11 protein-coding genes are annotated in these 12,135 nt (G+C 52.8%); 3 read left to right on the forward strand and 8 right to left on the reverse strand.

Annotation, left to right across the window (positions count from 1 at the left end; genetic code table 11):
* Positions 1-20: 20 nt before the first annotated feature.
* Complete coding sequence (locus tag V3C63_RS05995; RefSeq protein WP_329886895.1) at positions 21-2,159, reverse strand: DEAD/DEAH box helicase; 2,139 nt, start codon at positions 2,157-2,159, stop codon at positions 21-23.
* A 148-nt stretch (positions 2,160-2,307) separates the two neighbouring features.
* Entirely contained in the window at positions 2,308-3,735 is a 1,428-nt protein-coding gene (locus V3C63_RS06000; protein ID WP_329886896.1) for a radical SAM/SPASM domain-containing protein, read from the reverse strand.
* Positions 3,736-4,000: 265 nt separating this feature from the next.
* Here V3C63_RS06000 and V3C63_RS06005 point away from each other — a divergent pair, with 265 nt between their 5' ends.
* Complete coding sequence (locus V3C63_RS06005) at positions 4,001-4,276, forward strand: barstar family protein (protein ID WP_006599146.1); 276 nt, start codon at positions 4,001-4,003, stop codon at positions 4,274-4,276.
* 88 nt (positions 4,277-4,364) lie between these two features.
* Here V3C63_RS06005 and htpG read toward each other — a convergent pair whose 3' ends face one another.
* A complete protein-coding gene (gene htpG / locus V3C63_RS06010; RefSeq protein ID WP_329886897.1) occupies positions 4,365-6,305 on the reverse strand; it encodes a molecular chaperone HtpG in 1,941 nt (646 codons plus the stop codon).
* 285 nt (positions 6,306-6,590) lie between these two features.
* Between htpG and V3C63_RS06015 the strand changes: the two genes are divergently transcribed.
* Positions 6,591-7,361, forward strand: coding sequence for an SDR family NAD(P)-dependent oxidoreductase (locus V3C63_RS06015; protein WP_329886898.1), 771 nt, complete (start codon positions 6,591-6,593; stop codon positions 7,359-7,361).
* Here the strand turns inward: V3C63_RS06015 and V3C63_RS06020 are convergent.
* The 5 genes from V3C63_RS06020 to V3C63_RS06040 all read right to left on the reverse strand — a co-directional run bounded on the left by V3C63_RS06020 (position 7,358) and on the right by V3C63_RS06040 (position 10,558).
* Positions 7,358-7,984: an HD domain-containing protein gene (locus V3C63_RS06020; protein WP_329886899.1), complete on the reverse strand. Its 627-nt coding sequence runs from the start codon at positions 7,982-7,984 to the stop codon at positions 7,358-7,360. The genes V3C63_RS06015 and V3C63_RS06020 overlap by 4 nt on opposite strands.
* A 101-nt stretch (positions 7,985-8,085) precedes the next feature.
* The gene (locus tag V3C63_RS06025; RefSeq protein WP_329886900.1) at positions 8,086-8,814 is read right to left on the reverse strand and encodes an amino acid ABC transporter ATP-binding protein; all 729 of its coding nucleotides are present in this window, start codon (positions 8,812-8,814) and stop codon (positions 8,086-8,088) included.
* Positions 8,807-9,472 (reverse strand): amino acid ABC transporter permease, encoded by a 666-nt coding sequence (locus V3C63_RS06030; protein WP_006599151.1) that lies wholly within the window; start codon positions 9,470-9,472, stop codon positions 8,807-8,809. Before V3C63_RS06030 ends, V3C63_RS06025 begins: the two co-directional genes overlap by 8 nt.
* Before the next feature lie 34 nt (positions 9,473-9,506).
* Positions 9,507-10,286: a transporter substrate-binding domain-containing protein gene (locus V3C63_RS06035; protein ID WP_329886901.1), complete on the reverse strand. Its 780-nt coding sequence runs from the start codon at positions 10,284-10,286 to the stop codon at positions 9,507-9,509.
* 86 nt (positions 10,287-10,372) lie between these two features.
* Entirely contained in the window at positions 10,373-10,558 is a 186-nt protein-coding gene (locus V3C63_RS06040; RefSeq protein ID WP_329886902.1) for a hypothetical protein, read from the reverse strand.
* Positions 10,559-10,751: 193 nt separating this feature from the next.
* On the opposite strand from V3C63_RS06040, the gene V3C63_RS06045 reads away from it, so the two are divergent.
* Positions 10,752-12,113 carry a citrate/2-methylcitrate synthase gene (locus tag V3C63_RS06045; RefSeq protein ID WP_329886903.1) on the forward strand — a complete coding sequence of 454 codons (1,362 nt, stop codon included), beginning with the start codon at positions 10,752-10,754 and terminating at the stop codon, positions 12,111-12,113.
* Positions 12,114-12,135: the final 22 nt, after the last annotated feature.

Raw genomic sequence — 12,135 nt, forward strand, 5'->3', positions numbered from 1 at the left:
GATCAACTTTTTTGATGGTTTTAAACCGTTTTGTGATCGCAGGCGTCACAGATGCGCTTGGGATCATTCCAAGGGAGCTTTTTCCCGCAAATCCGGCAGCGTTTATAGACACGCTTCGCTTTTTTCAGCCGCCTGACGATCGCCGCAGATACCGCCTGCTTGCAGTCGAGAATGTCCTTTTTCTCCAGATCGGCATAAGGCTCCCGATCGCCAAAGCTGCGCTGCAAATAATAATACAAATCGAGGAGACGGTGCTTTTTCTCCAGGGCATCCAGCCCGTCCCCAGGCTGACAGGCTACCCGGGAAAGCCGGTCGAGCACCGGCCGACCGGCCTGCACGTTGCGCATCGCCTGCCGCCAGATGGCGAGCATATCCTCGTCATCTTCGGCAAAGGGAATAGTAATCGCCCGTAGCATCGAGATTTTGTCGAGGGGACAGTGCTGCTCCAGCCACAGGCAGAGGGCAATCGCCCGACTCATGTCCGTCTTCTGATAGATGCCTTCGTCAGGCAGGCCCTGCCAATCCTGCATTGTCTCCGACAGAGGGCGGTCCATCTTCGCCAAAAACCGCGGCATGGTCGTGCGCGCCATCGCGATGGCCGGCGTTTCCCCGGCGAGCTGGCTCGCAATGCGTTCCCGGTCAAAGCTCGCGTTGACCCAGCCCTTTTCGGCATAGCCCCGACGCCCGGCCCGACCGGCAATCTGCTTGACCTCAGGGATCGTCAGTTCGCGCTTTTCCACCCCGTCAAACTTGCGGGTCTCCAGGAAGATGATGCGTTTCACCGGCAGATTCATGCCCATGCCGATCGCGTCCGTCGCAACCACCATATCCGTTTCTCCGCTCAGAAATTTATGGGTTTCCGCCCGGCGCGCCGCATAGGGCAGCGCCCCGTAAATCACCGAGACGCGCCGGCCCGCATCCTCGAGCATTGATGCTGCCTGCAGTACCGAACGGCGGGAAAACACCACCAGGGCGTCCCCGGGACGCACATCCTCCGGAAAGGCAACATCCGCCGGCTCCATTGCCAGGGGCGTCGCCCGCTCATGAGGCACCACCTCAAAGCTATCCCCGCATTCCGTCACCAATGCCTGCATCAGGGGCAGGGCCTCCGGCGCCATGCAGACGTGCACCGTCGCCGCCGCGATGCCGAGCACCGCCTGGGTCCAGGCCCAGCCTCGTTCCCGATCGGCAATGAGCTGGCATTCGTCGATCACCGCCACATCATACACCTGCTCTTCCGACATCATTTCGATGGTGCTCGCCATGTGATTCGCGCCCGGAATGCGGTTCTCCTCCTCTCCGGTGACCATGCTGCAGGCTACGCCGTCGGCATTCATCCGCTCCGCGATTTCCATCGCGAGCAGGCGCAGCGGCGCCAGATACACCCCGCGCAACGCCGATTCGCAGGCCGCGATCGCATCGTGGGTTTTGCCGGAATTGGTGGGCCCCACGTGAAAAATAAAATGCCGGTTTAGCTCCCGGGCCAGCGGAAAAAGATCTGGAATATGATCGGGAATGCGCCGAAGCAGCGCCTGCCGGGCCTGAAGCCGCTGGCGCACAAAGGGATAATGGGGATTTTTTTCCAGCTGCGCCAGGATGTGCGCAACACTGAACCCGCCGAAGATATCCGTCTCCAGCACCGTCTTCCACAGCCGGTCCAGGCGGCGGTCAACCGTTTCTGTTACATCGACCCAATGCCCTCGGTCCGACACGAATTTTTTCTTGCCGACCAGCGCCGGATTATGCTCGTCGAACAACCGACGCAGCCGCTGATGCCCCGGCTCCCGCCGCCCGCCGAAATAGAAATAGGCAAGGGGAGCCCGCCCTCTGGCCTCCCAGCGGCGCAATTCAAGCTCCACCTGCTCATCGATCGGGCGACGATGACGGAAGGAGCCGGCAAACAGCCGCTGGGTGCTCAGCTTTTGGTCGTACATCGCCGCCGCAAGCTGCCGCACCGCTTCCCGCGTGGGATAAACGGCGTCACGCATCGCCCGCTTGATCTGCCCGTTTTCTTCGCTTTGAGCAAATTGCCGGCGCTTGGCCTTGCGCTGCTGACTGCTGTTGCGCCGACGGTGATGGCGGCGTTTCCTTGATTTCACCGCCTCAACCGGCGTGGCTGTGCCTTGTTGCTTTGTGCCGTTTTGATGTTGATCCGGCATCCCGTCCCTCCCATCGTTTGTCTTGCTGCGCGTTGATGCGCCTTATTATACCACATGCTTTCGGATTCGCCCGGGCCATTCTGCCTGCCGTCTCAAAAGCACATCAAAAAACCGTGCCCCAATGGACACGGCTTCTATTTGATCGCCTTTAAGCGATATTGCTGTCTTCTTCCGCAAGTTCAGCCTGACGCGCGGCCGAAGCTTTTTCAAGGCGTTCTTTTTTCGCCTTGTAGCGGGCTTCTTCCGGACTGCCATCCCACATATCCGAAGCCACCGGTGCCCAATTTTCAGCGTATCCCTGGGTCTTGGCTACCAGATGATCCACATCCTCCGGCGCTTCCAGGTCGGTGGAGTGCGCCCCTGTCTTTTTGACCATTTCCGGCAGAATTTCCGGATTTTCGAGCATTGGGCAGGGCCTCAACATGTTTTCATTGAAAGGCTGACCATCATGATACGCCATGAACAGTGGAGACGTCAGCGCCTCAAGCAGGGTCTTTTCGTGGATATTCGAATCCGAATAATGAATAAATACGCAGGGATCGATGTCGCCGTTGGCATTAATGTGCAGATAACGGCGGCCGCCGGCAATACACCCGCCGACGTATTCCGCATCGTTCTGGAAATCCATGGCAAACAGCGGCTTGCGGTTGCGGTAGTCGCGGATGCGGCGATGCATTTCGATGCGTTGCTCCGGGGTGACCATCAGTTCCGGTGTCGCGTTCATGCCGGTGGGCATGAAGTGGAAATACCAGACAAAGAGCGCCCCCAGATCGATCATCTTATCGTAATACGCTTCCGAGGTAATCGATTCAAAATTCTGCTTGGTATAGCAGCAAGAGAAGCCAAAGGGCAGATTTCTTTCCTTCAGGCGCTTGGTCGCCGCAATCACTTTCTCGTAAACGCCGTTGCCACGGCGGCCGTCGGTGGCTTCTTCAAAACCTTCCAGAGAAATGGCCGGAATAAAATTGCCGACGCGCTTCATTTCATCCGCAAAATGATCGTCGAGCAAAGTGCCGTTGGTAAAGGACAGGAAGGTGCAGTCGCTGTGCTTTTCACAGAGCTTGATCAGATCGTCCCGGCGTACCAACGGTTCTCCACCGGTATAGATGTACATAAACACACCGAGTTGCTTACCCTGCTCAATGATATCGTCAATTTCATCAAAGGTCAGATTGAGCTTGTTGCCGTATTCCGCCGCCCAACAGCCGGTGCAGTGCAGGTTGCAGGCCGATGTCGGGTCCAGCAGAATAGCCCAAGGCACATTGCAGCCGTATTTATTGCGGTAGTATTCCTGACGGTCCCAACCGACCAGGTTGGCATTCATGAAGAAATTCACAAAAGCCTTTTTCAGAACGTTGTTATCCATCGTCACCACGCGGTTCACCAAAGAATGATAGGGATGGTTCGGGTCGTTAATCGCCGCTCTGATCGCGTTGCGCTGACCGACAAATTCGCCATGGGCAAATTTATCGACCCAATTCATCACTTTCGGTAAATTCTTTTCCGGATTCTTGCCGAGCCAGCCAACGACTCGTTCAATCCCAAATTTTTGAAGATTGTACTTAAATGTTGCCATAATTCATCACTTCTTTCATTACATAATTCCATGATTTCAACACGTTCAAATAATACCGCACAATCAATTCATTCTGGCATGAATTTTACCAAAATTTTAATTGTTTCTGTATTTTAACACTACAAATTTTCAAATGCAAGCAATCGCATCCGTTACTTTCCTTTTCTTAATGCCTCAAAGCCTTCATTCTTGACACTTTCACAGAATTCAACTATAATTTATTATCAATTCAGAAAACTTAAACTTCACCACCAGGAGGCTTCTTATGCGTGAATACAACTTAGAAGGTCGCAAGATGACCGATAAAACTCGAACCCACGAACACTTGGCCCACCGCCTTGAACTGCCAGACAGCTATGGCAGAAATCTCGACGCCCTTTGGGATGCACTGATGGCTATCCGCAAAACCAGCGTCATCAATTTTAACAACCCGGATGCCGCTGTCGAAAATCTGGGGCAATATGGAGAGTTGCTGCTCCAGACCTTTAAAGACGCTGCCAGGGCCAATCACAAGGTCGTCCTGGAATTAGATGAAGATTAACGCGTGCAGACTTTGATCCGCACCTGCCAAAAAAGAGGACCACATTAAAATGTGATCCTCTTTTTTATGTCCGCGATCCCAAATTCCCTTACTGCATCAATTCACAAATACGATTAGAAAAAGCGACCGGATCCTCGATGGGCATTCCCTCAATGAGCAAGGCCTGATCGTAAAGCAATTCCGCATAGGCTTTCAGGCGCTCCTGGTCGTCGGCATCAAAGACATGCTTAAGCCCTTCAAACACTTTGTGGTCGCCATTGATTTCAAGCACCTTCTGCGCTTTCATATTGGCGTCCGGCTGCTGCCCCAAGGCCTTGGCCTGTTCCGTCAGCACCTTTTCCATTTCGATGGAAAGACCCTCGCCGGCTGCAAAGCACACCGGATGGCTCTTGAGCCGAGCCGACAGGCGCACCTCCGCGACCTTGTCGCCCAGCGCTTCTTTAATGGCTTCCATCAAAGCTTTTGAAGCGTTCGTCTTCGCCTCGATCGCCTGTTTTTCGTCGTCGCTCATTTCGATGCCGAGATCATCTTCCGCTGTGGATTTAAAGGCCTTCCCGTCGTATTCCTGGAGCACTTTCAGCGCGAACTCATCCACCTCTTCCGTGCAAAAGAGCACCTCGTAGCCCTTGTCCATGAGCATTTCGTTCTGGGGCATCTTCTTGATCTTATCGATGGATTCTCCGGCCGCATAATAAATATACTGCTGGTCATCCTTCATCCGGTCGGCGTATTCCTTGAAGGTCACGGGCTTGTCTTCCGTCGAACTGTGGAACATCACCAAATCTTTAAGCTTATCCTTGTTGCTGCCGAACTGATCGTAGATTCCGAATTTCAGGCGCAGGCCAAAGTTCTTAAAGAATTTTTCGTAGCCTTCCCGATCCTTGAGCTGCATATCCTTGAGCTCGGCGATAATTTTCTTTTCGAGGCGCTGGGCGATGGCCTTCAGCTGGCGGTCCTGCTGGAGCATTTCCCGGGAAATGTTGAGCGACAGATCCTGGGAATCCACCAGGCCATGCACAAAGCCAAAGTAATCCGGCAGCAGATCCTCGCACTTGTCCATGATCAGCACGCCGGAGGAGTAAAGCTGCAGGCCGCGCTTGTAATCCTTAGCGTAAAAATTATAGGGCACCCGGGACGGAATGAAGAGCAGCGCATTGTAGGACAGCAGCCCTTCAACGTTCGTGGTGATAATCTTCTGCGGGTCTTCCCAGTCCATGAATTTGTCTTTATAGAACTGGTTGTATTCTTCGGTGGTCACATCCGATTTCTTGCGCTTCCAGATCGGCACCATCGAGTTGATGATTTCGTCCTCATAAGTCACGTTGTATTGCGGTTCGTAATCGTCCTGCTGCTTTTCTTCCTCGGTGGCCTCGATCAGCTCCCGCTTTTCCACCTTCATCACGATCGGGTAGCGAATATAGTCTGAATAGCGCTTGATCAGATCGCGCAGGCGCCATTCTTCCAGATATTCGCCGTATTTTTCGTCGTCGGTGTCATCCATCAGATGCAAGGTAATGGTCGTTCCGACTTCCTCCTTTTCCGCCGGCTCGATGCTGTAGCCGTCGACTCCCTCCGATTCCCAGAGATAGGCCTGATCCGCGCCGTCAGCCCTGGTGAGCACGGCGATCTTTTGGCTGACCATGAATGCGGAATAAAAGCCCACGCCGAACTGCCCGATGATGTCCAGCGCGTCGGTGCCGTCCGCTTCAGCGTTTTCGGTTTTAAATTCAAAGCTGCCGCTCTGGGCGATCACCCCGAGGTTGTCCTCCAGTTCGTCGGCGGTCATGCCGATACCGTTGTCTGCGATGGTCAGCGTCCGGGCGTCCTTGTCCGGCGTCACACGGATCGTGTAGTCATTGCGGTTCAGCCCGGTCTGCCCGGCGCTGCTCGCCTTAAAATAACGCTTATCGATGGCGTCGCTCGCGTTGGAAATGATTTCCCGCAGGAAAATCTCCTTGTTGGTGTAAATCGAATGAATCATCAGATCCAAAAGCCGTTTGGATTCCGCCTGAAATGCTTTCTTGGCCATAGTCCCACTCACTTTCCTTTTATATTGATTTGACCGCCGACTGTCTCGGCTTATTAGCAATCTCTCTCTTTGAGTGCTAAATCCATTATAGCTATTCACCGCCAAAAAGCAATACGGATTGCCAATTTTTTCGCCGATCGCCCAATTTGTTTATCATTTTTTCAGCTTTTCAGCCGGCAGATTTTTTAATGCCGTCCAACCGCCGGCTTCCAGTGCTATAATAAAAAAAGCGCCCGGATCAGGCGCTTGTTACAATAAGATCTTTTATTGAGTAAGGAGGTTTTTATGAAAATCGCGATCATTACCGGTGCATCCAGCGGTTTGGGCCGGGCTTTTGTCCGCCGTCTGGGCCGCGACACCACCCTCGATGCCATTTGGGCCATCGCCCGGAACGAGGCCAACCTGCACGCCCTTTCCGCCCTCTCGGCGGTACCTGTGCGAGCGCTCCCCATGGATTTGACGGACGCTGACGCCACCGCTCGGCTGGCGGCCCTCCTCGCTGCCGAAAGGCCAACCGTCGATGTGCTGATCTGTGCGGCGGGCTTCGGCAAAATCGCCAAAACCGCCGAGCTTCCCCTCGCCGAGCAGACCAATATGATTGACCTGAACTGCCGCGCCGCCGTCGCCGTCACCGCCGCCTGCCTGCCCTATGTGCAAAAGGGCAGCCGCATCCTCGAAATCTGCTCCACCGCGGCTTTCCAGCCCATGCCCCGCCTCGGCGTTTATGCCGCGTCCAAGGCTTTTCTGCAAAGCTATACCAAAACCCTGCACCACGAGCTGCTGTGCTCGGGCATTCACGTCACCGCGGTCTGTCCCTACTGGATCAAGGATACGGGATTCATTCCCCGGGCGCAGGGGAACGACCGCCACAGCTACGGGCGTTTTTTCCTCGCCAGCCGCGCCGACACCATCGCCCGCTGGGCCCTCGTTGACAGCCGGCTGAATCTCTGGGTGTCCACCCCTGGACCGGTTTGCGCCATCCATCGGCTCGTCGCCAAGTTTGTACCCCACTTTATCATGGTGCCGCTGATGGAACTGCTCCGCCACGTGATTTAGCGGGTGTGCTCCCGGTCGTCGACAATGCTGCCGTCCGCCACGTGGGGAGCGATCCAATGCGCGTAACCGTATTTCCAAAGCGTCTTGGAGCCTTCTGCCGTGCGCGCGTTGCGCGCCATAATCTGGGAGCGCCTCACGCCTCGTCGGCGCCAGCTCCTGCCGGCCACCGCGTGGTTGAGCAGCGTGGGCTGCAGGCAGTCCAGGGTGTGGGCAAATTTAGCCTCCGGCGTCTCCCAGGCTTCAAATTCTTCCCACAGGCTGCGCAGTTTAAGCCCTTGATCCGGCGGCAAGATCGGAAAAAGCCGGTCGGCCGCCGCCTGCTCCCGAGCCGCCTGGGTCTTCTTGGCCGCCTCGTCGTAGGCATAGGTATCTCCGGCATCGATTTCCACCAGATCGTGACAGAGCACCATGGCCATGGTCCGCGTCACATCGATCGCTTCTTCGGCGTATTCGCTCAGCACCAGCACCATCATGGCCAGATGCCAGGCGTGCTCCGCATCGGTTTCTCGGCGGGAATCATCCGCAAGCCAGGTTTGACGCCGAATCGCCTTTTCCCGGTCGATGGCCAATACAAAATCCATTTGCTGCTGCAGCCGGTCATCTGTTTGTTTTAAGTTTTGCATTTTTCACCGCCTTCTTGATTCTTTTTACCCAAGGCATAAAAAAATTCCGCTTCCGACAGCCGCGCTGTCGAAAACAGAATCGTGCCTGCGCACCATGCACGTTAGAGAACCATATTCAGGAAATTTTGTGTTCGTTCGTTCTGCGGATTCCCAAAAACATCTTCCGGTTTGCCCTCTTCCACAATCACGCCCCCGTCAATAAAGATCACGCGGTCCGCCACTTCACGAGCAAAACCCATCTCGTGGGTCACAACGACCATTGTCATCCCCTCCTGGGCGAGTTTTTTCATCACGTTAAGCACTTCGCCGACCATCTCCGGATCAAGGGCTGAAGTCGGTTCGTCAAAGAGCATGACATCCGGATTCATGGCCAGCGCCCGGGCAATGGCCACGCGCTGCTGCTGTCCGCCGGACAATTGCTTCGGATAGGCGTCGGCCTTGTCGAGCATTCCAACGCGTTCGAGCAGTTTTTCCGCGGTCTTGTCGGCCTCTTCCTGATTCATGAGCTTTAAAGAAACCGGCGCAAAGGTGACGTTCTTTTTAACCGTCATAAACGGAAAAAGATTGAACTGCTGGAAAACCATGCCGATATTGCGTCTGGCCTGGTTGATATCCACCTGCGGGTTGGTAATTTCCTGTTCATCCACGACAATGGTCCCGCCGGTCGCATCTTCCAGCGCGTTGATGCAGCGCAGCATGGTGCTCTTTCCGGAGCCGGAAGGCCCGATCACACAAACCACTTCACCCTCTTCCACCGTCATATCGATATTTTTAAGCACCTCCAGATCATCAAAATGCTTTTTCAGATCTTTAATTTCAATCTTAGCCATTCTGCAACCTCTTTTCGATGCGCTTGGAAACCCAAGACAAAATCATGATGATGATGAAATACATAATGCCGACGATCAGCCACATTCTGAAGGATTCTAAATTATTGGCAATGATCAGTTTCCCGACTTGCGTCAATTCTGCCATCCCGATCACCGAAAGAATCGAGCTGTCCTTTAAAGTGATAATGCACTGATTCACAATGGCCGGAATCATCGTGCGGATTGCCTGGGGCAAAATGACTTTGCGCATGGCCATCCCGTGGGGCAGGCCGAGGCTTCTGGCTGCTTCCATCTGGCCTTTATCGACCGACTGGATTCCACCGCGAAAAATTTCCGCCAGATAGGCTCCTGCATTGAGCGTCAGGGTAATCACCCCTGCTGTCATGGGCTCCATGCGCATATTGAGCGCACTGGTCACCCCAAAATAAATAAAAAACGCCTGAACGATAATTGGCGTTCCCCGAATAATATCAACGTACACACGCGCAATCGCCCGCGACACCTTGTTTCTTGAAACTGACAGAAGTCCAAAGAGCAACCCCACTACCGCCGCCAAAACGAGCGATAGCAGGGTTGATTCTAACGTGACTGCCAAACCTTGCAAGAGTCGGGGGAATGTCTGTGCGAGCAACTCAGTAAAACTCACATTGACCTCCATAGCTCATCCATTGTTTGAATCCAAACGATGAGGCTTATTTTTTCTTAACGTATTTGTTCACAATTTTATCGTATTCACCGCTGTCTTTCAAATTTTTTAAACCCTTGTTGAATTTCTTAAGCAGTTCTGCATTTTTGCCTTTGTGAACAGCGAAACCATAGGAATTGCCCGCCTGCAGTTTGCCGACCAGCTTTAAAGGCTGACCCTTGGCAATCGCATAGCCCAAAACCGGATAATCTTCAAAGCAAGCCGCGGAATTTCCAGATTTAACATCCTCGTACATATTCGCGGAATCTTCAAATGTTTTGATAGAATAGCCATATTTGGCTTTGTTTTCGTTAGCAAAAGCGGCGCCTTCCGTTCCCGTTTTAACCGCGACCGTTTTGCCTTTCAGATCGCTGTAATCTTTAATGGCAGTGTTGTTGGCTTTGACCGCCATGCCAACCCCGGAATCAAAATAGGGGGCAGAGAAATCAAATTTCTTTTTACGTTCTGAAGTAATGCTCATCCCGGCAATAACCGCATCACTCTGATCTGATTCGAGAGACTGCACCGCTGCATTAAAACCCAGCGCCTTCACGGTATAATCGAAGTGCTGATCCTTCGCAATAGCCTTTAGCAAATCCATGTCAATCCCGACACGCTTCCCATTTTTATCTTCAAATTCAAAGGGAGCAAAAGTGGTGTCTGTCGCAATGATATACTTCTTGTTCGAACTGCCGGATGAAGAGTTACCGGAACCACAAGCGGTCAACGCCATGACCATTGCCAATGCCATGGCGATAACCAAACCAAATCTTAATCCTTTTTTCATTACTTGATCCTCCAAATACTCACATGCATGAATTTTTTATTATTTTACCATTTATTAAGATTCGGTGCAAATTAATTCATTAAAAACTAGGAGGCGTTTTTCTTATAGCCATCCTTTTCGCTCCTTATTAAATTATAGATAAAATTTTGTATAAAAACAGGATATTTTTTCATATTCATTCTTTTTTCTGAATATTCTTCCGCTTTTCTACAATTTTCAAACGGGACTTTTTCACCAATTCTCCCGCTTTGCTTCAAGCGTCGTTTCGGCATTTTGCATTTTCTCTTCCATGTTTTGATTTAACTTTAAAAAATGCATAAAAATTGACAGGTTTTTAAGAATCCGATATAATAATTTCAATATTGTATACAACTTCTACAAATCGTTTGTTCAACATCTTCTTTCTGTTAACCTGTGTCAAAATTTTGATCAATTTGCATGGCTTGTATTAACGAGGAGAAAATTATGATGCATCCCCACCCGATTATCGAATATACCAAATACTACGCCGATATCTGCAAAAACAAAGACCAAATCCCAGAAGAGCGCTTTCAGGAATACCATGTCAATCGCGGATTAAGAGACCAAAAGGGAAACGGTGTGCTCGTCGGGCTCACCAATATCTCCCGCGTCGACGGCTTTGATATGATCGACGGCAAGCGCGTCCCCTGCGAGGGAAAACTCTGGTATCGCGGTTACAATGCTATCGAGCTCATCAAGGGCCTCGGCGACAGCCGCTATGGCTTCGAAGAGGCTGCCTACCTTTTGCTCTTCGGCGATTTGCCCAACGCCGAACAATTGCGCACATTCAACGAAATGCTCGTCGATCTGCGCACCTTGCCCAGCAACTTTGCCCGCGATGTCATCATGAAGGCTCCTTCCAGGGATCTGATGAATTCCATCACCCGGAGCGTGCTGACCCTCGCCTCCTACGATCCCTGGATCGGCGATCCGAGCCTCGGCAACGTGCTGCGTCAATGCATGGCACTCATCAGCGCCTTCCCCATGCTTGCCGTTTACGGCTACCACGCTTATAATCACTATATCAACGACGGCAGCCTCTACATCCACCGGCCACGGCCCGAGCTTTCCACCGCGGAAAACCTGCTGATGATGCTGCGCCCGGACAAGCAATATACTGATCTTGAAGCCCACGTACTCGATATCGCACTGATCCTCCACATGGAACATGGCGGCGGAAACAATTCTACCTTCACCACCCGGGCCGTCACCTCGGCCGGCTCCGATACATATTCCGTCGTTGCCGCGGCCCTCAGCTCTCTCAAGGGCTCCAAGCATGGCGGCGCCAACCTGAAAGTGGTTGAAATGATGCGCGACCTGAAGACCAACGTCGGCGATATCACCGATAAGGAAGCCGTCGAAGCTTACCTGCGCAAGCTTTTAGCCGGAGAAGCCTTCGACCGCAAGGGCCTGATCTACGGGATGGGGCACGCGGTGTATTCCCTTTCCGATCCTCGGGCGGTCGTCTTTAAAGACTTTGTCGAAAAGCTGGCTCACGCCAAGGGGCGCGATGAGGATTACGCCCTCTATGCCACCATTGCTGAAACCGCTCCCCGGCTCATCGCCGGAAAACGCAAAATCTACAAGGGCGTTTGTCTGAACGTCGATTTTTACAGCGGTTTTGTGTACAGCATGCTCGGCATTCCCATCGAACTTTACACGCCGATTTTTGCCATCGCGCGCATCGTCGGTTGGAGCGCCCATCGCCTTGAAGAGCTCATCAATGCGAACAAGATCATGCGCCCGGCTTATCGCAGCGTGATGTCCGGCCCCCGGGACTATATCCCGCTGGCCAAACGCCAATAACGCCGCCTTGACATTCTGAAAA

It is taken from the genome of Pseudoramibacter faecis (genome assembly GCF_036289405.1).
Taxonomy (GTDB): Bacteria; Bacillota; Clostridia; order Eubacteriales; family Eubacteriaceae; genus Pseudoramibacter; species Pseudoramibacter faecis.